Source organism: Neobacillus sp. MER 74 (genome assembly GCF_023714155.1).
Genome location: NZ_JAMAUV010000004.1, coordinates 1 through 20,451 on the forward strand (window position 1 = coordinate 1; position 20,451 = coordinate 20,451).

Genomic DNA, 20,451 nt, shown 5'->3' on the forward strand with positions numbered 1-20,451 from the left:
GAAGACTGAGATCTTAATAAAGCCTCAAAAAGGAAAACAACAAAAGGTTGAAAACGGATTTGATAAATCAAACTTCAAGTATGACCAAAAAGATGATGTTTTTATTTGCCCGATGGGCTACTGTTTGAATTTTAAATGGAATGGAAAGCAAAACGGCAAAGATTCCAAACGTTACACGTGTGTAAACTTTAATGAATGTGGGAAAAAGGAGTTATGTACTTCTGCAAAAGGCGGCAGATCTATTGTTAGGTTTAATAATGAAGAAATCATTGACCAGGTGACTGAAAATACAATTAAAAAAGATAATATTTACAAGAAAAGGGGTTCTATAATAGAACATCTTTTTGGAACCATAAAACGACATTTTGGTTATACAAATTTTTTAACAAGAGGGCTTGAATCAGTAAACACTGAGGTAAGCTTTATTTGTCTTGCCTATAATTTTAAAAGAATGATAAATATAATCGGAGTAAAGGAATTAATAACAAGATTTAGGGGGGATTCGCCCCCTTTTTATATGATTTTTGGGATTTTTATTATTTTCGCCATAAATATTGTTGAATTTATTAAAGCTTTGATAAATTCAACAACAATTGTTAGACAGACTCACGTACGGATCTGTGAGAGGCGCATGAAATTTTTTCATGCGCCTACTCTATTTATGGTATAATTAGTACCAGATAATAATATCAACTAATAGGCGCTGGCCCTGTTAAACAAACTAAATACGCCTAAACTGGAGATAGTACTATGTTTATAGATAATAAATTAAAGTCACAAAGTGTTTCTGACTATTTTAAGTCACTGGGTATCAAAAACTGCTTTACCAAAGAAGACTTTTGGAGGCATGTAACCGAGGTTGACTCCTTCTTGGCTAAGGAACTCCAACCCATTATGGAGCGCAAACTAAAAGGAAATCTTTATGAAGTGAAAAACCGAACACTGGCCTTCAGTTTGGCGGTAGAATCATGGACGATGAATTTCCATCAGTCCTTGCTCAACTGGATCAGTCAGCAAACTCATTTAAAGCCGAAGCGGATTTTGGAAATTGGGTGTGATAATGGGTTGCTGTCTTGTTGGTACGCCTCGATTTTTCCAGATGCGGAGATCGTTGGCATTGAACAGTGTCGAAATGGAATTCAATGTGCACAGCAGTTGGCAATAAAGCAAGGGCTTAATAACGTGAGTTTTTACCAAATGGATTTTATGGAGGTAACTGAGCACTTTTCCCTGAATTCTTTTGATTTAATCATTTCATCACGGACCTTTCACGAGATTATGGGGCCTATCATGATTTCAAACTATTGGTCACTTCAAGAGTACATGAAGGAGAATCCAACTTATGGTGACAGTCGTTATTTAGAAATCGTCCATCGTTTGTTAACGGAGGATGGATTGTTTCTCTCTTGCGAACAATTGAAAAATTCCGCAGATCTCGGAAGGTGGACAAATGTGCTTCAGGCTGCGGATTTACATATTCAATGGGATGACAGTGGTACCATCGAATACCATGAAATAGGAGTAGATAGGCTGTCTCCTGTGATTGTGGCGACAAAAAGGGAAACCAGTCTTGAAACCTTGAAAGGTATGGAACACCTATATACGAAAGGTTACCCGCTTGTATTTGAGGAGGGTAGGTCCTATAAGGGAGGGACAGCGGAATTTGCTTATCAACAGCTGGGGGAGAAAACATTCTACACAGGGATTCAATTGAAAGTGAGGAACCATTGGCATGTGTTTCGACTTGAGCTTTGGGAGACAGATAGGTTTTTGCTTGTCTATAACTATGGAAATATGGGGTATCATGAATTGGATATTTTACCTGCCGGCGCATATGAAGAGGCACACCGTTTGATGGAGGAGGCGGTTGGGGAGTTCGGTCACCTTGGTCCGTTTGTTCGGTATCACACCTTGGATGAACGACCAGAATAGCAGCTACAATCCCCATGCTATTTTAACTATAACCCGAACAATGGACCTTTTAAAACAAGTCCATTGTTCGGGTTTTTGTATGTAATGGGTCGTCCAACAGTACAATTAAACTAAAAGAGGGAAGGAAGAATTAGTCATTATTTGCATAATTTTTGTGCCTTAGGTAATTATACCAATGTTCTTATAAAAATTTGAATAACTTAAGGAGGTTTAAAGTCTGAAAGTGGAAAAATTCATCATCAAAAATCGATGTTTTATTTCATAATGTCAGGAGGGTATTTTCGTGATGCGATATTTAAAGTCATTAGGTTTAGTTTTGCTATCGAGTATGGTTATAGTTGGCTGTCAGTCGAATAATGACAAGAATAATGCAAAAAACAAAAAAGAGGAAACCAAGGAATCCAACCAGGCAAGTCAGGAAGATGTGACAGGGTTCCCAAATTGGGGGTATGACCTTCAACATACCCGACATGTGCCCTATAAAGAGATTACAAAAGATAATGTGAAAAAAATGGGGATTGCATGGCAGCAGGATATCTTAGATTGGAATAAGGATATTCCAAATTTACAAGAAGATTTCCCTGTCGTCCACGACGGGGTCATGTATGTGACTAGTTCGAAAAATCATGTATTTGCAATCGATGCCGCAAGTGGAAAGAAGCTTTGGGCATGGACACCGCCCAAGGAAGTACTTGATCATATTAATGGTTTGCCATGGCAGTCCAATGTGGCAAGCAGGGGTGTCGCAGTGGCCAATGGGAATGTATTTGTCTTGATGATCGATAATCGGCTGGCCAAACTGGATGCGAAGAACGGAAAACTGTTAAAAATGGTTAACTTTTGGGATTATGAACCTACGATCAAATTAGAAAACAGATACTATGAATCATCAGCTCCGATGTATTATGATGGCAACGTTTACGTTGGAAGCAGCGGCGGTGATAATGGTACACGAGGTTTTGTTTGGGCGTTTAAAGCAGATACCCTGGAACCGCTATGGAAAGAGCCGTTTTGGACCGTTCCTAAAAGAGGAACGGGCTGGGCGAAAGGTAAATTTACAGGCGGAGGCTCCGTATGGACACCGATGTCGTTTGACCCAGAAACTGATATGATGTATTTTGCAGTAGGGAATCCAGCTCCGGACTTTTATGATGCAGATAGAAAAGGAAAAAATCCATATACCGATTCGATCACCGCTTTAGATAGTAAAACAGGGAAGTTGAAGTGGTATTCTACTCAAGTTGATCATGATATATGGGATTATGACGCTGCCGCAACTCCGATGATTCTCAATGCAAAGGTTGACGGGAAAAAGCAAAAGGTTGTGGTTGAAGGCGGTAAGAATGGAAAGTGGTATGCGTGGGACGCAAAAACAGGGAAGACCATTTATGATGGGGTACCTTTTGTAAAAATTCAGCATTCGGACGTACCAAGCGATGAGAGTAAAGCCGTTCTCCAATGGCCAGGAACACCAGGTGGAGAAAGCTATGCTCCACAGACATATGACCCTGACACCAACTATGTGCTTATTCCAGGTATTAATAGTCCTAATTTAATGGTAGCCGCTAAAGATGCAGAAGAGATTGCAAAAGATAATAATACCTTCCCAGGAACAAAGATCCTTCCTTTGCCAAAGGATGTTGAGGTTTCTGGTACCATTACAGCAATTGATATGAATACAGGGAAAAAAGTCTATCAAAATAAAACGAAAGATCCGATGTATGGCGGATTCACAAGTACGGCTGCCGGTCTTGCCTTCTACGGAGAATTGGATGGAAAGGTAAATGCTCTTGATATTAAAACAGGTAAAGTATTATGGAGCATGCAAAGTGGAGGAAAACAAATCAAAATGGCACCTTCCATATATACTGTTGACGGCAAAGAATATGTTGCAGTCATTACTGGTGGTACGAAAGTTGTTGTTTATGGTCTCGGAGGTAAGTTAAAACCTGGAGCTATAAATAAAAATGCAAAATTACAAGGGGAAGCAGACGTTGTTATCGATCCGGAAAAGGTTTACAAAAAAAGTTGTATTTCCTGTCACGGGGATAATCTTCAAGGCGCAACAGCACCAAATCTTCAACACATAGGTAAAACGATGTCTAAAGAGGACATTTTGAATAAAATTCTTAATGGTGGCGACCGTATGCCAGCAGGTATGGCCAAAGGTGCAGAGGCTGAAGCACTAGCGGAATGGCTATCCAAAAAGAAATGATTTTTACTCCTGAAACAATCCGAGTCTGATTCTCTTATTCGGACTCAGATTGTTTCTTAAAAGGATAATTATAAATTGGCGAAACATCAGATATTCACGAAAAATAAGGATGGTGTTAAAATGAGGAAATTACCGATTTATACCGTGCGATTCATTGGTGCCGCCTTATGCATTTCCTTACTCTTTGGATTTGCCTATCCAACATTGACCAATGCTCAGTCAAGTAATGGCTTAGGTTCATCCGAGGATAACGGAATCAGGTTAACTATCAATGATTATTCGATCATAAACCACGGCCAAGACATTCAGTTGCATTATACGATAACCACAAATTCAAATATTCCAGTTAGTCCGGATACTAAAAGTTTGATTGGGAACCCGTATATTTGGATTGGGAATACGTTAGTTCGTGAGGAATCAGAATCGTTTCAGAAAATAAGTGATAATGAGTATAAAGGAACAATCATAGCACAGCTGCAACATTACAGATCAGATAATTCTGAATTGTCATTTCACACACATGGAATAATGAATCAAAATGGACAATGGACCGTTAATTTTCATTTAAGGAGCAGTCAGTACTGAAATAAAACAACGTGAGTTAGATCATTTAATAAATCATTATATTAGTAAGTAGATAATCATAACGTAAACAACCTGAGTTCAATCATCATCCAGACTCAGGTTGTTTCTTTTTTTGTTCTTGTCCCTTTTTGCAATATATTGCCAAATCCAATGCCACATAAGGACAACTTCATGTCAAAATTAAGGTTATTTTGAGATATTTCTCTACATATGATTATTTTGAAAGGGAAAACCAGACACTCCCGCGCAGGTTTCAGGGTGGGTGTCATGAAAGGGGGTATCTAACATGTGGGTGAAGCCTGAGTATGAAGTGATCAATACATCTCCTGAGGTGACAATGTATGCCTATATTGACTAGCAGCACAGCTTGCTTGCGCATGCATAGTTTTATAAATCAATGGAGGTGGGGCATATGAAAATAAGGCGTTACCTAAAATCAATAATTGGCGTGATTATTGGGTGTGCAATGGCCGGAGGATGGCTGGTCGTCGATCTCCTGCTCCCAGAACCATTGGGTGACTATCTCCTGTATCCCCTCATGGCTGTAGTGAATATGGCGATTGGGTGGCAAGTGGGAAGGGCATTAAGTAAACCTAGGGATATTGGCAAAGAAGGTGTTCAAGTCTCTAGTGAAAGGACTGAAGCCAAATTCGAATTAAAGTCTTAGGAGCAGCGGCTGGTGGCGGCTTTCCGCAGTGGAACTGTGCATGTCCAAATTGCCATAGTGTCCGCGAAGGAAACGATTCGCACCAGCCGTTATTACAATCATCGCTTGCTGTAAGTGCGAATGAAATGGATTGGTATCTCATAAATGCGGGACCGGATGTTCACAAACAGATTGAATCGTTTACTGCCCTGCATCCGGGTCCAGGTATTAGAGAGACTCCGCTGGCAGGTGTTATATTAACTGATGCCGAGTTCGACCATACGATTGGGTTATTGTCATTACGGGAGGGTTCTTGTTTAACCATCTATGGGACTGAGACTGTACGAAAGAGTTTGCAGTCGTTTTTTCCAGTGTTACCCCTACTAGAAAACTATTGTTCATGGGAATGGCAGTCTCTTCACCCTGATCATCGCAAGCGGATAGGACATACGGGTGTAGGAAAAGAAGAAACCATCGTCATCGAGACGGTCCCCGTTTCTAAAAAACCGCCGCTTTATACCCGGTCAAATAAGGGGGAGAATGACACCGGAGATTGTTGGGAGGTTGGGCTGGTTCTTCATAATGAGAGTACCGGCAGATGCCTAGCTTACTTTCCTACCTTAGAAAGGATCACCCCGGCTATAGAAGCTTGCTTTCAGAAGGCGGATATCTTGATGGTGGACGGAACCTTTTGGTCAGAAACCGAATTGGTTGAGTTGGGTGCAACCAAGCGCGATGCAAGAAATATGGGACATCTACCAATTAGCGGGCCATCGGGCATTGCTGAAAAGCTTGCCAAATACTCATCCAAACGGAAAATTCTGATTCACATAAACAACAGCAACCCGATTCTAAATAAGGACTCAATAGAAAGGCATACATTGGAACGGCTTGGTTTTGAGATTGCCTATGATGGTATGGAAGTGGAGGTGTGAACATTTTGGATCAAGGTGATTTCGTTAGCCTAGAAAAGGTGTTAAATGAAACAGAGGAAGAACTATGGACGAGGGATGAATTCACAGAGCAATTAAAAGCTGTTGGGAGTTCCTTCTATCATGACAAACATCCATTTCATGTAGCGATGCATGTAGGAAAATTAAGCAGAGAACAGATCCGCGGTTGGGTGGCTAACCGGTACTATTATCAAAAATCAGTTCCGATTAAAGATGCAGCTATTCTTTCTAGGCTGCCATCAAGGGATATGCGCCGTGAATGGATTGGGCGAATCATTGACCATGACGGAACGCAAGGGGAAGAAGGTGGAATTGAAGCATGGCTTCGGCTTGGTGAAGCTGTGGGGTTATCCCGGGAAGAAGTTGCACAGGAAGTCAGAGTCGTTCCGGGTGTTCGATTTGCCGTGGATGCTTATGTAAACTTCGCGAGGACAAAACCATGGATCGAAGCCGTCGCTTCCTCCCTAACCGAATTGTTTTCTCCTGATTTAATGTCAAAGAGAATGAAGGTTATTGAGCGCCTTTATCCGTGGATTGACCGTGCAGGACTGGAATATTTTCAAAATCGCCTTTCACAGGCGCCGCGTGATGCCGATACAGCCCTTAAACTTGTGTTAACCTATTGCCAAACTCCAAAAGATCAAAGGCGGGCTGTTGCCGCACTGCGTTTCAAGTGTGATGTGTTGTGGGCACAACTTGATGCCATCGAAAACGCATATCCCCTATAAGAGTGAACGATGATTTTATCACTCACCGAAGAATAAATGAAAGGTGGTGGAGTCAATTTTAGCTGACAGTATTCCAAGACTCGCAGCAAAGGCGCGATTAAAATTTGATAAGGTGAGGGAGAAGAATCTTCTTTTGTTACCGGAAAAGGTCGTGGTCTTGAACGAAACGGCTGCAACTATTCTTACTTTGTGTGACGGGAGACAAACCGTGAACACCATCACTGAAAAAATAAGGGCTTCACTAAAGGAAGACACAGAAAATTCAGATATAAGTGCTCTGCCTGATTTGAAAACGATGAAGGCAGATATTTCTGAGTTTCTCCGGGAAATGGAGGATCAGGGTTGGGTGGTGATCCATAAACATGGTTCAGTCGATAACAAAGAATAATAAGGGAGCACCCCCTCCATATTCCTTGGTCGCGGAGTTAACTCATCGCTGTCCTTTGCATTGTCCATATTGTTCGAACCCTTTAGAAATGATTTCAAAGGCAATGGAAATATCGACCGGGGAGTGGTGCCGTGTTTTATCTGAGGCGGCTGATCTGGGAGTTGTAGAAGTTCATTTTTCCGGTGGAGAACCTCTTTTACGAGACGATTTGGAAGTTTTTATCCGCCATGCAAATAAATTAGAAATGTATACTAATCTCATAACCAGCGGCATTGGATTAACAACTGAAAAGGCGGCCCGGCTCTGTGATGCCGGACTGGAAAATGTGCAGGTGAGCTTTCAGGCAGGCGATGCAAAGCTTTCAGACATCATCGGCGGTTTTAAAGCTTTTGACAAGAAAAGGGAAGCGTGCAAAGCAGTAAAAAAAGCCGGATTGTATTTATCATTAAATGTCGTGTTGCACCGAATGAATATTGATCATTTGGATGAGATTATTAAACTCGCCGAGGAGGTGGGGGCTGAACGTCTGGAACTGGCGAATACACAGTATTATAACTGGGCTTTGCTCAATCGGGAGCAGCTGTTGCCAAGCCGTGTTCAGATTGAGCGTGCCCGTGAAATCTATGACGCCGCAAAAGCGCGCATTGGGAAAAAAATCGAAATCATTTGGGTTATTCCTGATTATTATGCTCAAGCACCTAAGCCTTGTATGGGGGGATGGGGGACGATTGGCTTAACGGTAGCACCAAATGGGGCAGTCCTTCCTTGCCCGACAGCCGGGATGATTGAGGGTTTTTCCTTTGAAAATGTTCTTGATTCTTCACTAAGTCATATTTGGTATGAATCAGAGTCTTTTAACCATTTCCGCGGTGAAGAATGGATGCCAGAACCCTGCCTTTCGTGTGAACTAAGACACCAAGACGGAGGTGGGTGCCGTTGCCAGGCTTTTGCTTTAACTGGGGACGCTTATGCGACGGATCCAGTCTGCCAATGGGCGCCAAAACATTATCTGATTGAAAAAGCTGTACAGGACGCTAATTGCACCCCCATTATACAGTCATCACCTATCATCTATCGGAGATTTCAGCTTGACAGACCCGCATCAAAAAAAACATAAAACTCTAATAAAATATATGATTACAAATTTGGTGCTAAGGGACTGCGTACATAACCTTTGCACCTTTTTTATATGACCCATTTGAAAAGAACCGTGGTGGCGAGACTGATCCAAACGAGGAGAATAACAATCGCTGCGGCCCAATTTTTCCGCAGCATTATAGGCGTTCGGGAGGCCATCACCCTGCATTCTTGCAATACTTGATTCGGTATCAGGGTGAACACTCCTAATATCCCCAAGGGAAGCAGAATAACTTCATCCAAATAACCTAATACGGGAATGAAATCTGGAATAAGGTCTATGGGGCTTAACGCATAGGCAACAATCAATAATGAAAATGCTTTAGCATACCATGGTGTTTTTGGATGACGGTATGCGAGATACACAATATAGATATTTTGTTTAATATTTTGTATGAATTCCTTCCATTTGTTTGGATGCTTAATCATGTCGCTTCCTTCCCTCTCTAATAAACTATCCTCGTTTTTCATCGATCAGCCAGATCCTTTCGGATTATTTTGCTTCGAACATCACCATTTTAAACAACTTATGCTGTATCCGCTATTTGGGTTTCTGTTTTCTAAAGGACATAATGCACCCATTGTGATGTTTCCTTTATAGGTAAACCGTAATGGATGTGAATAAATCACAGGAGAATTTGGAACTCTTTTAAGTAGAGTAAATCACCAATGGTTAACAGATATCCCCCATAATTATTTAAAATGATGGAAGAAAAATAGAAAAGAAGTGATAAACTTGAAGTTTGTGTTTGGTAAGAACGATGAAGAAGGAGCCGGACAAATTCATCCGGCGGCCAAAAAACTTATGCTGGTCAATGCTATTCGAAGTATTGGACAAGGCATGTTAGTTGTTGATTTGTCTCTATACCTCGCTGCACTGGGTTGGAGTACAGCGGCCATTGGAAGTGTGCTTGCTGCCGGAGGTTTGCTTGGTGTAGGACTAGCCCCAGTCATAGGTATTTATAGCGATCGACTGGGGAGAAAACCCTTTATCTTTTTTTCTGAACTATTAACAGCCGGATGTGCGTTGATTGGGATATTATCTACAAATACTATTTTGTTATTTATGGCAATCACACTTTCAGGTTTTGGGAAAGCGGACGCCGGTTCTCCCAGTCCTTGTGCCCCGGCGGAGCAGGCTTGGCTAGCGGCCTTTATCCCAAAAAAAGAGCGTGGAAAGGTATATAGTCTGAATAATGCTCTTAGCTTTTTCGGAATGGCGGCAGGTGCATTGCTGGCGGGGATTACGGCCTTATGGAATCATAATCTTAATGGAGATACTTCCTATCGCCCTATATTCTTCTTTATCTTCGTTTTCTCCTTTGTGACAGCGTCAATCATTTTAACCATTCAGGAAGGAAAAATTGATAAACAACCAGGATATATTAAAGAGGAGTCAGGGAATCAAGAAAAGAGAATCCTGCGCGAAGAAAATTCTGCGGTCTTTAAGCTCGCAGCCATTAACATCCTTAATGGGATTGCCATTGGGCTTACGGGACCCATGATGTCGTATTGGTTTTCGGCTAAATTCGGGGTAAGCAGTATACAGATTGGAGGCACATTGGCTGTCACTTTTTTTGCGACAGGTGTTACCTCGGTCTTACAAGCAAGATTATCCAACAAACACGGGACAATAAGGTCCATTGTGCTGGTTCGTTTCATTGCAAGCCTGCTTTTGATTTTGATGCCCTTACTATCATCCTATGCACTTGTTTCTGTCTTGTATATCATACGAACGGCTTTAAACAGAGGTACACAAGGGGCACAGCAAGCGTTGAGTGTGAGTTTGACTCGTGACATGCGCCGTGGTTTCGCTTCAAGCATCAATATCTTTTCAATCAGGCTGCCCATCTCGATTGGACCGTATTTTACCGGCTATCTTTTTGGATTTGGTTCACTGGCCCTGCCTTTCTACATAGCTTCCGGTTTACAATTCAGTTTTGCTTATTTATATGGAAAAGTCTTCAGCTCCTACGAAATTCGAATGAAATCCCATGCTTCATCGGGGTAATCAGAGCGTTGAACTAATTAGTATAAACATAGAACTTATCAGTTTATATTTATAAATTAGAATTATAGAATAAGGGGAGCAGGATCAAACGAATAAATAAAAGGAAGTGCTCGCCTTGGATCAAAAGTTTGCAGGTCATACTTTGTTACAATCTGTCCCATTTGGAAATGAAAGGTTAGCTAGCCGGTTAGTGATGGCCCCAATGACAAGAATGTTTTCACCAGATGGGCTCCCGGGGGAAAATGTTGCACAATATTACCGAAAACGTGCCGAGAATGGGATTGGGCTCATCATTACGGAAGGCACAGCGATTAATCACCCAGCTGCAGTCATGAGCCCCAATATTCCCCGATTTTATGGGGAGAAAGCCTTAAATGGCTGGGCAAATGTAGTGAAGGAAGTCCACCAAGCAGGCTGCAAAATCATTCCACAATTATGGCATGTAGGTGCTGCCCGAAAAGCAGGCAGTGAACCAAATATTGACGCACCCCCAGTCAGTCCGTCTGGATTTACGTTAAAAGGCCAGAGAAATGAGAACATAAAGGCTTTAACGAAAGACGAAGTGGCTGAAATGATTGATGCATACGCTGAAGCGGCCGCAAATGCAAAGCGTATCGGCTTTGATGGCATTGAGTTGCATGGTGCACACGGATACTTAATTGATCAATTTTTTTGGGAACTAACGAACAAACGTACAGATGAGTATGGCGGGGATATAGGAGAGCGATCAAAATTCGCAGCAGATATCGTTCGGGCTTGCCGGAGAGAAGTCGGGCCTGATTTTCCAATTGTCTTTCGTTATTCACAATGGAAAGGAACCGATTATCAAGCTAAATTAGCAAAGAACTCTAGAGAATTGGAACAATTACTTACCCCATTGGTTGAAGCTGGTGTAGATATTTTCCACTGCTCTACAAGACGTATATGGGAACCTGAATTTAAAGAGGAAGATCCTTCATTAACCTTAGCCGGCTGGACGAAAAGAATAACCAATAAACCAACAATTGCGGTCGGATCTGTCGGAATTAACCGTGCCTTTCTGAGCAATCAGGATAATGATCATGTATCAATAGAAGACAATCTTAAAATTGTCGATGAAAAAATCAAAGCAGGCGAATTTGACTATGTAGCCGTTGGCCGTGCCATACTAGCGGATCCAGAATGGGCAGTAAAGCTCAAAAATGGTCATCTTAATCAAGTCGTGCATTATACGAAGGAATCCGAGAAATACTTGATTTAATTACATATAGTTTTGATAGAATAGTGTCCCTCCTCGAAAGGGAAGTCCTGTACTGATCTTTTTGCTTGAGGAAATGTTCATCTAATGTAAACAGCACCATCCACACTCATTGGAATGGTGCTGTTTCTATTTAAAGAGATTACCTCACTTGATTTTGTCACGGTTCACCGTAACGATCTTTATGTGGTTTTAACTAGTGGTGATTATGGGGAATATAGGAATAATCTCTCTTTTATACCATCCAAGACTTCTTCCGGCATTTCCCTGACCTTGATATCCCCACCTAGGAAAAGCAGCCAATTGGTTATTTCGGCCATTTCTTCTGTGTTATTAATATTGATAAAGGTCTTTAGAACCGCCGTGGTTTGGTAAGGATCCATATAGGAAATGGAAACTTTTAAAGGATGGTATTTTTTGAACTGGGCAATCGCCCTTGGACCCAATTCAAGGACCAGATTGATTATTTTTTCCTGTTTGTTGAGTCTTTCCAAAATCCTTTTCTCACTTAGTCTTTGCTTCGTAGTGTAAAGTTCTACATTGGTGAGATTGTCGACAGGAAAAATTCGTTGCTTCTCTTCCATTAAGTCAAAGCCTTCAATTAGCCAAAAGCTTTTTTCACGGTACAGGTGTAAGAGATAAATGGGGTAAGACTTAATTATTTTCTCTTCTTCAATCGTAATTAATAAATAACGATCCACCAGCAGGAGTTGGATTAGTTTTTCTAACATCGGATGGGGAAGGTCTGATAGATCAAGCAGGTCGGGATTATGGGGGTTCGTCCCTTCAAAAAGCAAGATTTGATTTAACAGTACAAGGTCTTCTTGCTGGTTTTCTGAGATGAGGCCAAGTAATTTTTCAGCTAACGACTGTCGACTCTTTAAATAGGGGAGTTGTTGATTTCTTGTGGCCATAAAGGCGATAAATAGAGCTCTAATTTCATTATCCGTAAAGCGAACGGTGGGCAGGACAGAGTTGTTCATGACAAAATAACCCCCATCCCTTCCAACTTCAGCGACTAGCGGCATCCCCATGGCTTCGATTTCTCTGATATCCCGAATAGCAGTTGAACGAGAGATGTTAAATTCCTGCATAATTTCAGTAATGGTAAAGTGGGCACGGTTGTTGATATACCGCATGATGGTATTAATCCGTTCAACTTTTTTCATCGTGGCCTCCAAAACAGTATCATTTTTTGACATGATTTATCGTTATTATAAACTCATCAGGTGAAAAGTGAAATCATTTGATTCCATTTTAAAAAAAGGAAGGTTTTGAATATGACAAATTATACGATTGAAGAAAAAGACAGCTTTACCGTGTTAGGTTTTGGAACGGAGCTTAAGAGTAATTACACGGACTATGCGGGTATAACCAAAGAAAAATCAGACTTCTGGCAGTCTGTCAAACAAGATGGCACGCTTGATACGTTAAAATCTGTTGCGACAAATGACTACGTTTTTGCTGTGAACGAAGCGGTGAATAACAAGATGATGCATTATGCTGGCGTTATGACAGAGACTTCGCTGCCAGAGGCAACTCGAATGATCCAATTTCCTAAAGGTGAATACCTAGTTGTTAAAGGGGAAGGGAACAATGCGGAAGAGTTGAGCAATATGCTTACTGGTATGGCTTTCGGTCAAGCTTTGCCAGAAGCACAGGAATTTGCTTATGTGGGCGGGCCCAATACGTCGGTTGTGATGGGGCAGCGAAACGGTTTAGTATATGGTGAAATGTGGATTCCGGTGGTGAAGAAATAAGATGGGTTGGAAATGCCCTATAGTTTTGATTAAAGTATAGAAATACAAGAATACATGCAACAGCACTCTCAATCAAATCGAGGGTGCAGTTATTTTTTATGAATATCCTCATGCAGTATGCTATTCTTTAGGAAGTGACTGTTGATTAAAATTCAAACTATGAAAAAGGATTTTTAAAAAGAGCTTAATTATGAGGATGACGTGGCGAATAGTGACATTCACTATTCGCCATTTTCTTGATAACAAAAATATACGGCCGAATAGATTGTCCTAATGGGCCATTGCTAAAGGTAGATAATTATGCAAAAAGCAATTATTACAGTTGAGGAAACTGCCATTGGAGCTAAATTCATATCAATTTGCTCGGCGACGATCACGAAATTCCGAAGGATAACAACCAAAATATTCATAGAACAATTTAGTAAAGTGCCGAGTACTAAAATAGCCAACATTTTCGGCGACAGTCTGAACTTGGATGTGCGGATTGGATAGGAGGTCCTTTGCCTTTAACATACGTATACGAGTCAAGTATTTAAGGAAGGTGATTCCCATTTTCTTGCGAAATAGCGTACTTAGGTAATTCGGGGTGACATTTAACTGATTAGCAATTTGATTAAGCCCAATTTCTGTCGCATAGTGTTGATCAATGTATGAGACCACTTGGGTAATAAGGTCAGTTGGACTAAAGGAGTCTTTGGATTTTTCTTTAAGCACCTGCTCACTGTACTTGGATAAATCTTCCGCCAAAGATTTGGGACTGCAATCCATATATAATGGGAGACCAATTGAAACATGAAGGAAATGAGCTATATGTGCTTGTATTTTTGTGAACAGATTGTTAGAAATATCCCTTAAGATGGTTTCAATAGATTCTACTATATTCATATAAGTCAAATACTCAAGATTTTTAAAGCTTTCGGCTAAATCTATCAATAACTTGCTAAGTTCAAGCAACTCCGGGTATGAACCCCAACTGGTTAAATCTTTAACAGACAGACATTTATTCACACCAACCACAGTACGGAGAGGTGAGAGTTCTTGTAGTTGTTTCATTTGTTGAAAGAGTAATTCTACACTGGAGCAAAGGTTTGACTGAAAGAAAGTGATAGAGAATGGCTGCTTGTTAGCGTGTAGAAGTATTTCTTTATTCTCCCTAAAGTCGGTGAATGGTTGAGTTCTCTTTGTTGTTTTTTGGTCGCTGCAGCCCCTGACAGAAGCCAATTCCCCATTGGATAGAAGCATGAGGGCACTTTTCCACAGATTATCTTGAGATTCGTTTATATTCTTTCGTAAATGGTGACTGATTTTTGTAAGTTGTTCAGCCTGAAAAGTCTCCGGTAAGTGGCTGTCGATCAGTAAAAATGAACCGTAGAACCGTTTATTCATTAATAAACAGTTACTTTCATTCGAACAAGGTAAGCTATAATAATGAGAAATTATTTCGCTTTCAAATTGATTATTTAACTTATGATTTTTCTGTTGATACTGCTCTTGAAGTTTTGTTAGAGTTTCAGCTAATTCTTCAGGGCTAACAGGTTTATTCAGATAATTGACAGCACCTAAATTTATTGCTTCCTTAGCATATTCAAAGTTGGAATAACCGGATAATATTATCCACTGGGTTTCGGGGGAGAAGGGTTTTGCTTTTCGGATGACGTCCAGTCCATTACATTTGGGCATTCTAATATCAACAAACACAATATCCGGATTGGAGGTTTTAACCATTTGAATGGTCTCGTCGCCATTTTTCGCTTCACCTATCAACGTAAGAGGTAAATGAAGTTCTTCCAGCATACTAATTAAACTGGACCTTACTAAACTTTCATCGTCAGCTATTAGGACTCTCATTGTTATTATCCTCCTCTGGTATTCTGATTTCAATCACCGTTCCTGCTTCTAATTGGCTTCGAATGTCAAATTGTGCACGAGGAAAACTCATTGTTAATCTTTCTTTCACATTGTTAATGCCGATTCTATTATTTTGATTAAAATCACCATTAAAATTAAATCCAATCCCATTGTCACGAATGGTTATCACTAAATAGGATTCACTATCATATTTTTCACTTTTCCCTTCAATTGTCACATTGCAGGGACGTTCCAGTGGCTCTACTCCATGGATAATTGCATTTTCGACCAATGGCTGTAATAGAAGTTTAGGAATCTTCCACTGTTCAACTTCAGTCTCGATGTGAACGAGAACATTTAAGCGCTCTGAAAAGCGCAATTTCTGCAAATCACAATATTTCTGTAAAAACTGGAGTTCTTCCTTAACCGTGGTCCAATCACCTTGGTCAAGAATGTATCGAAGCATGCCACTTAATCCTAAGATGGCTTTTTCAAGTCCTTTCTTATCCCCAAGGCGATTTAGCCCAATAAACCCATTAAGGGTATTATATAAAAAATGGGGTTGTATCTGTGACTGAAGTGCACGAAACTCAGCATTCTTCTGATTGAGGGCGGCTCTAAACTCTTGGTCTATTATTTTATTAAGTTGTGAAATCATCGTATTTAAGGCATTTCCTAGTTGAGCCACCTCATCTTTACCGTGAGTATGAAAACGCACCTGTAAATTCCCCTCTTGTACTTCCTTCATAACCTTCGTCATTTCTTTAAAGGGTTTAATTAACCAGCGCGATGTGAAAGAGAAAATGATGAGGATTAAAACCATTCCCCCGATTGAAATACATAAACCTGCAATGTACATCCATCTCACTTTAGCTTTCAACTCTGAGTTTGACAGTAAAGCTACTACTTTCCACTTCGTTTTCTTGATGTCTTTTTCTACTGTTACATAGCTCTCTTCATCACTCTTGATGATATTTTTGTTATTATCGACCTGCTGCAGCACATAATCAGGAATGGGATGATTGGAATAGATTAGCTGTCCTTTATCATCAAGTATTGCAGTAGTAGACTTTACATTAAATTTTATCTCACTAAGTATTTTCTTTAGAATCACCGTATCCGCATTTGCCATCATGACGGCAAGAGGTTTAGATGTATCGGGATCTTTAATCAGCCGGGCGACTGAAAAAACCTGGTGAGCTTTCTCATCTTTTAAGTAGTCCTGAGAATGATCACTTATAAATGTCACTTTACCATCCGCCGACACGGCTCTTTTATACCAGTTTTGACTTTTAAATGGATAATTGGGCTTAACTTCCGTTGAATAGTTAGTAGAAGTTACAAAGACAGAACCGTCATACGGGAGAAGAATGGTTCCAAGAATATCGTGTCTCGTATTCTTTAAATAGTTGGGTAACGTATTATACAATGCTTGTTCAGCTTTTAACTTAGTATAATCATTGGCTTCCTCGTATTGACCGCTGGCTCTTAACTTTAAAGAGAACATTACATTATCATTGAGGTAAGGAGTAATTGTTAAACGTTCCAAATCATCTAGATAGGTTTCAATATTCTGGCTCAATGAGAGTAATGTGCTTTCTGTCAGCTTTTGAGATTCTTTTGATAGAAGTGATTGATAATAATAGGGCATCGTAAAGCCGATGATTAACACTGGGATTACGGTGGTCAGTATAAAAAGAATCGTAAGCCTAAAACGTAAAGAATAGGTAAAGTGCATAATTCTACTCCATTTCAACGTATTTAACTCTAGAAGCCTATGTATTTACGAAAATAGATTAAAAATAAGCGCTTACATTGTAGAATTGGTACATATGAAATTAAGTGATTATTATATATTATCTAAATATACAGAATTTAATCTATTTGTAAAGGAGGCAGATTTATTTTACTACGAGGAAGTGGAAGACAATCGCTGGATTATGGGTAGTAATTAGAAATTAAAAGTGAACTTCGCAGATAACAACAAAGCAGACATGGTAGGAATGGAGGGGAAATAAATGCATGTTGAATCCAAGCTTGAAAGAAGTCGTACCCGGCCTGAGATAAAACAAAAGACTCGATTCTTTGAAAAACTATTGAATAGTAAAGCTCTTCTAAATTTAATGTATCTCCCCACGTTGATTCTGTTTTCCGCTTTTATTTTTTTTCCCTTTATTAAAGGTATCGATATTTCCCTCACCAATTGGGATGGTTATTCTCAAGAATTTCGCAGGATTGGATTGGAAAATTACAAAAGAATGCTATCTGACCCGGATATTCTCAATGTTATCAAAAATACCTTCATTTATGGGGTAGGTAGTACATTACTCCAGAATATCATTGGTTTAGGTTATGCCATTTTACTCAATCAAAGTATAAAGGGAAAAGGGATTGTACGAACGATTGTTTATTTGCCAGTCATTATTAGTCCCTTGATTATGGGATACATTTGGTATTTTTTCTTCCAATATAATGGCGGAGCACTGAATGATATCATTTTATTATTTACAGACCAACCCGCCAATCTATTGGCAGATCCAAAGCTGAATGTTTGGATTATTACTTTTGTCAATACCTTTCAGTATATAGGTGTTGCGATGATTGTCTATCTTGCCGGACTCCAATCCATTTCAAAAGATTATTACGAAGCTGCCCAATTGGATGGAGCATCTGCTTTATCTCAATTTAAAAACATTACCCTGCCGCTTTTAGCTCCTTCTATAACGATTAATATCGTATTAAATCTCATAGGAGGTCTCAAGTTATTTGATGTAATTAAAGCGATGACTGATGGGGGACCGGGTTATGCTTCCGCTTCATTATCAACCATGATGTATCAAATTTACTTCGCACGGCAGGATGCAGGTTATGCTGCATCACTAGGTAACCTGATGTTTGTGATCATCTGCGTCGTAAGTTTAACAGCATTATTCTATTTACGTAAAAGGGAGGTTCAGGAATGAATAAAACGAAAAAGAGATTTATTGCGCTGCTATTTATTATTAGTTTATTTCATATCCTGCCGTTCTACCTTCTCACAACAACGTCCTTTAAAGCAGTGGATGATGTAAGTTCGAAATGGGCCTTCCCCGGTTATTGGTATATTGATAATTTTATTAATGTTTGGCACGGGGCAAATCTTGGGCAGGCGTTTTTTAACAACATCATTATTACGGTTGTCTCAGTTGTGTTAACCATTATCATTGGTGCATTTGCCGCTTACCCCTTAGCTCGTTACAAATCACGTTTGAATCGATTTATGTATACCTTATTTATTTCGGTATTGATTGTTCCACCTCTTACGATTCTTGTGCCTCTTTACAAAATGTTCGTGGATGTAGGAGCGATGAATTCTTATTGGGGAATTATTTTGTTACACGTCACCTTTCATTTACCATTAACCATTTTCCTATACACAGGCTTTATCGGTACGATCCCGCGCGAGTTGGATGAAGCTGCTATGATAGATGGCTGTACGAGAGTGGGACTGTTTCTGAGAATCATCATGCCGCTTTTAAAACCTGTAACCGCAACCGTCGTCATACTTATCGGGGTAGGGATTTGGAACGACTATCAATTTTCAGTATTCTTCCTCTCAGCTCCTGAATCACGGACGATAACCGTTTCACTCTCATCTTTCTTTGGTCAGTACACTAACAACATTGGCTGGGTTGCAGCAGGTTCTCTAACCGCAGTATTACCTATAACAATTGCCTACTTATTTTTACAACGGTACTTTATCACAGGCCTAAATGCCGGCAGTGTTAAAGGGTAATGGTGAAAGAAGAGTTACTCGGAATAATCCACTAAGTATAAGAAATGGTCCGGAATTAGAATTCCGGTAGAAAAGGTTTCGTAAAGGAGCAATTCTATACTATGAAAAAGGTGAATATTGGGATTATCGGATGTGGTTTCATTAGTTCTATGTACATTAAGACATGCAAACAACTACCTATAATTGAAATAATTGCTTGTGCAGATCTAGATGTGGAAAAGGCGAAAGACAAAGCTCTGGAATTTGGCATTCCAAAGGGATGTTCGGTGGAAGAATTGCTGTCAAATCCAAACATTGACCTGGTCCTAAATTTGACTATTCCGGTTGCTCATTCTGACATTTCTGTTTCCGCGTTAGCGTCAGGAAAACATGTTTTTTCTGAAAAGCCGTTGGCTGTTTCTTTAGAAGACGGACATCGAATCATGAGATTGGCCAATGAGAAAGGTTTATTGGTTGGCTCTGCACCGGATACCTTTTTAGGCGGAGGAATTCAAACGTGCCGGAAATTAATTGATGAGGGATGGATTGGTCAACCGATTGCAGCTACTGCCTTTATGATGAACCATGGACCGGAACATTGGCATCCGAATCCGGAGTTTTATTATCAAACAGGCGGCGGACCCATGTTTGATATGGGACCCTATTATCTTACGGCCTTAATCAATTTAATTGGTCCGGTTCACAAAGTTACGGGGAGTACGAGAATAACCTATCCTGAAAGAACGATTACAAGTAAACAAAGTTTCGGTACTTCCATTAAGGTGGATGTTCCCACACACGTGGCGGGAGTTCTCGAATTTGAAAATGGCGCTGTCGGGACGATGATTACAAGCTTTGATGTATGGGGGCACCATCTTCCATATATTGAGATCTATGGAACAGCAGGTTCTTTAAAGGTACCTGATCCTGATACATTTGGTGGTCCGGTCTATCTTCAAAAGCAAGGAGAGAAATCTTGGACGGAAGTGCCATTATCACATGGGTTTATTGAAAATAGCAGAGGAATCGGCCTAGCCGACATGGCTAATTCTCTACTGACTAAACGACCACATCGGGCGAATGGGGATATGGCTTTTCATGTGCTTGAAATTATGCATGGATTTCATCTTTCATCTAGTAATCAGGTACATTATCAAATGAAAAGTACTTGTGCCAAACCGGAACCTTTAGCCGGTGATATGTCATTTGAATCGTTTAATGGAGAAACCGTTTATTACTAATCTATTCTTCTTATCT

The 20,451-nt window shown here is 40.2% G+C and carries 19 protein-coding genes; 15 read left to right on the forward strand and 4 right to left on the reverse strand.

The window, feature by feature from the left end; genetic code table 11:
• The 9 genes from M3610_RS08610 to pqqE form a co-directional block, all read left to right on the forward strand.
• On the forward strand, positions 1–670 hold a 670-nt coding region (locus M3610_RS08610; protein ID WP_251458384.1), incomplete at its 5' end, for a transposase.
• An 80-nt stretch (positions 671–750) separates the two neighbouring features.
• A complete protein-coding gene (locus M3610_RS08615; RefSeq protein ID WP_251458387.1) occupies positions 751–1,932 on the forward strand; it encodes a class I SAM-dependent methyltransferase in 1,182 nt (393 codons plus the stop codon).
• A 286-nt stretch (positions 1,933–2,218) separates the two neighbouring features.
• A complete protein-coding gene (locus tag M3610_RS08620; RefSeq protein WP_251459007.1) occupies positions 2,219–4,147 on the forward strand; it encodes an outer membrane protein assembly factor BamB family protein in 1,929 nt (642 codons plus the stop codon).
• A gap of 120 nt (positions 4,148–4,267) precedes the next feature.
• The gene (locus tag M3610_RS08625; protein ID WP_251458390.1) at positions 4,268–4,732 is read left to right on the forward strand and encodes a hypothetical protein; all 465 of its coding nucleotides are present in this window, start codon (positions 4,268–4,270) and stop codon (positions 4,730–4,732) included.
• 412 nt (positions 4,733–5,144) lie between these two features.
• Positions 5,145–5,399 (forward strand): hypothetical protein, encoded by a 255-nt coding sequence (locus tag M3610_RS08630; protein ID WP_251458392.1) that lies wholly within the window; start codon positions 5,145–5,147, stop codon positions 5,397–5,399.
• A complete protein-coding gene (pqqB, locus tag M3610_RS08635) occupies positions 5,387–6,313 on the forward strand; it encodes a pyrroloquinoline quinone biosynthesis protein PqqB (protein ID WP_251459008.1) in 927 nt (308 codons plus the stop codon). The genes M3610_RS08630 and pqqB overlap by 13 nt, the downstream gene beginning before the upstream one ends.
• A gap of 5 nt (positions 6,314–6,318) precedes the next feature.
• Positions 6,319–7,059 carry a pyrroloquinoline-quinone synthase PqqC gene (gene pqqC / locus M3610_RS08640; RefSeq protein ID WP_251458394.1) on the forward strand — a complete coding sequence of 247 codons (741 nt, stop codon included), beginning with the start codon at positions 6,319–6,321 and terminating at the stop codon, positions 7,057–7,059.
• 43 nt (positions 7,060–7,102) lie between these two features.
• The gene (gene pqqD, locus M3610_RS08645) at positions 7,103–7,447 is read left to right on the forward strand and encodes a pyrroloquinoline quinone biosynthesis peptide chaperone PqqD (RefSeq protein ID WP_251458396.1); all 345 of its coding nucleotides are present in this window, start codon (positions 7,103–7,105) and stop codon (positions 7,445–7,447) included.
• A complete protein-coding gene (gene pqqE / locus M3610_RS08650) occupies positions 7,422–8,564 on the forward strand; it encodes a pyrroloquinoline quinone biosynthesis protein PqqE (RefSeq protein ID WP_251458398.1) in 1,143 nt (380 codons plus the stop codon). The genes pqqD and pqqE overlap by 26 nt, the downstream gene beginning before the upstream one ends.
• 68 nt (positions 8,565–8,632) lie before the next feature.
• Here pqqE and M3610_RS08655 read toward each other — a convergent pair whose 3' ends face one another.
• Positions 8,633–9,013, reverse strand: a complete 381-nt coding sequence (locus M3610_RS08655; RefSeq protein ID WP_251458400.1) for a YkvA family protein — start codon at positions 9,011–9,013, stop codon at positions 8,633–8,635.
• Between the two features lie 316 nt (positions 9,014–9,329).
• Between M3610_RS08655 and M3610_RS08660 the strand changes: the two genes are divergently transcribed.
• Both M3610_RS08660 and M3610_RS08665 read left to right on the forward strand, forming a co-directional pair.
• On the forward strand, positions 9,330–10,595 hold the full coding sequence (locus tag M3610_RS08660; protein ID WP_251459009.1) for an MFS transporter: 1,266 nt from the start codon (positions 9,330–9,332) through the stop codon (positions 10,593–10,595).
• Positions 10,596–10,710: 115 nt separating this feature from the next.
• On the forward strand, positions 10,711–11,835 hold the full coding sequence (locus M3610_RS08665; RefSeq protein ID WP_251458402.1) for an NADH:flavin oxidoreductase: 1,125 nt from the start codon (positions 10,711–10,713) through the stop codon (positions 11,833–11,835).
• A gap of 203 nt (positions 11,836–12,038) precedes the next feature.
• Here M3610_RS08665 and M3610_RS08670 read toward each other — a convergent pair whose 3' ends face one another.
• The gene (locus tag M3610_RS08670; protein ID WP_251458404.1) at positions 12,039–13,001 is read right to left on the reverse strand and encodes a helix-turn-helix transcriptional regulator; all 963 of its coding nucleotides are present in this window, start codon (positions 12,999–13,001) and stop codon (positions 12,039–12,041) included.
• A 111-nt stretch (positions 13,002–13,112) separates the two neighbouring features.
• Between M3610_RS08670 and M3610_RS08675 the strand changes: the two genes are divergently transcribed.
• The gene (locus M3610_RS08675) at positions 13,113–13,592 is read left to right on the forward strand and encodes a GyrI-like domain-containing protein (RefSeq protein ID WP_251458406.1); all 480 of its coding nucleotides are present in this window, start codon (positions 13,113–13,115) and stop codon (positions 13,590–13,592) included.
• Positions 13,593–13,946: 354 nt separating this feature from the next.
• On the opposite strand, the gene M3610_RS08680 is transcribed toward M3610_RS08675, so the two are convergent.
• A complete protein-coding gene (locus tag M3610_RS08680) occupies positions 13,947–15,440 on the reverse strand; it encodes a response regulator transcription factor (protein WP_251458409.1) in 1,494 nt (497 codons plus the stop codon).
• A complete protein-coding gene (locus M3610_RS08685) occupies positions 15,421–17,196 on the reverse strand; it encodes a cache domain-containing sensor histidine kinase (protein ID WP_251458412.1) in 1,776 nt (591 codons plus the stop codon). Before M3610_RS08685 ends, M3610_RS08680 begins: the two co-directional genes overlap by 20 nt.
• A gap of 367 nt (positions 17,197–17,563) precedes the next feature.
• On the opposite strand from M3610_RS08685, the gene M3610_RS08690 reads away from it, so the two are divergent.
• The 3 genes from M3610_RS08690 (at position 17,564) to M3610_RS08700 (ending at position 20,435) form a co-directional block, all read left to right on the forward strand.
• Positions 17,564–18,403 carry a carbohydrate ABC transporter permease gene (locus M3610_RS08690; RefSeq protein ID WP_251459010.1) on the forward strand — a complete coding sequence of 280 codons (840 nt, stop codon included), beginning with the start codon at positions 17,564–17,566 and terminating at the stop codon, positions 18,401–18,403.
• Positions 18,400–19,215 carry a carbohydrate ABC transporter permease gene (locus M3610_RS08695; protein WP_251458415.1) on the forward strand — a complete coding sequence of 272 codons (816 nt, stop codon included), beginning with the start codon at positions 18,400–18,402 and terminating at the stop codon, positions 19,213–19,215. The genes M3610_RS08690 and M3610_RS08695 overlap by 4 nt, the downstream gene beginning before the upstream one ends.
• 101 nt (positions 19,216–19,316) lie before the next feature.
• Positions 19,317–20,435 carry a Gfo/Idh/MocA family protein gene (locus M3610_RS08700; RefSeq protein ID WP_251458418.1) on the forward strand — a complete coding sequence of 373 codons (1,119 nt, stop codon included), beginning with the start codon at positions 19,317–19,319 and terminating at the stop codon, positions 20,433–20,435.
• Positions 20,436–20,451 lie beyond the last annotated feature (16 nt).

What these genes read in the sequence shown, in the direction of transcription:
- M3610_RS08615 (WP_251458387.1), top strand. Translation starts at nt 751, where the DNA reads ATGTTTATAGATAATAAATTAAAGTCACAAAGTGTTTCTGACTATTTT.
- M3610_RS08620 (WP_251459007.1), top strand. Translation starts at nt 2,219, where the DNA reads ATGCGATATTTAAAGTCATTAGGTTTAGTTTTGCTATCGAGTATGGTT.
- M3610_RS08625 (WP_251458390.1), top strand. Translation starts at nt 4,268, where the DNA reads ATGAGGAAATTACCGATTTATACCGTGCGATTCATTGGTGCCGCCTTA.
- M3610_RS08630 (WP_251458392.1), top strand. Translation starts at nt 5,145, where the DNA reads ATGAAAATAAGGCGTTACCTAAAATCAATAATTGGCGTGATTATTGGG.
- pqqE (WP_251458398.1), top strand. Translation starts at nt 7,422, where the DNA reads ATGGTTCAGTCGATAACAAAGAATAATAAGGGAGCACCCCCTCCATAT.
- M3610_RS08655 (WP_251458400.1), bottom strand. Translation starts at nt 9,013, where the DNA reads ATGATTAAGCATCCAAACAAATGGAAGGAATTCATACAAAATATTAAA.
- M3610_RS08670 (WP_251458404.1), bottom strand. Translation starts at nt 13,001, where the DNA reads ATGAAAAAAGTTGAACGGATTAATACCATCATGCGGTATATCAACAAC.
- M3610_RS08675 (WP_251458406.1), top strand. Translation starts at nt 13,113, where the DNA reads ATGACAAATTATACGATTGAAGAAAAAGACAGCTTTACCGTGTTAGGT.
- M3610_RS08680 (WP_251458409.1), bottom strand. Translation starts at nt 15,440, where the DNA reads ATGAGAGTCCTAATAGCTGACGATGAAAGTTTAGTAAGGTCCAGTTTA.
- M3610_RS08690 (WP_251459010.1), top strand. Translation starts at nt 17,564, where the DNA reads ATGTATCTCCCCACGTTGATTCTGTTTTCCGCTTTTATTTTTTTTCCC.
- M3610_RS08695 (WP_251458415.1), top strand. Translation starts at nt 18,400, where the DNA reads ATGAATAAAACGAAAAAGAGATTTATTGCGCTGCTATTTATTATTAGT.
- M3610_RS08700 (WP_251458418.1), top strand. Translation starts at nt 19,317, where the DNA reads ATGAAAAAGGTGAATATTGGGATTATCGGATGTGGTTTCATTAGTTCT.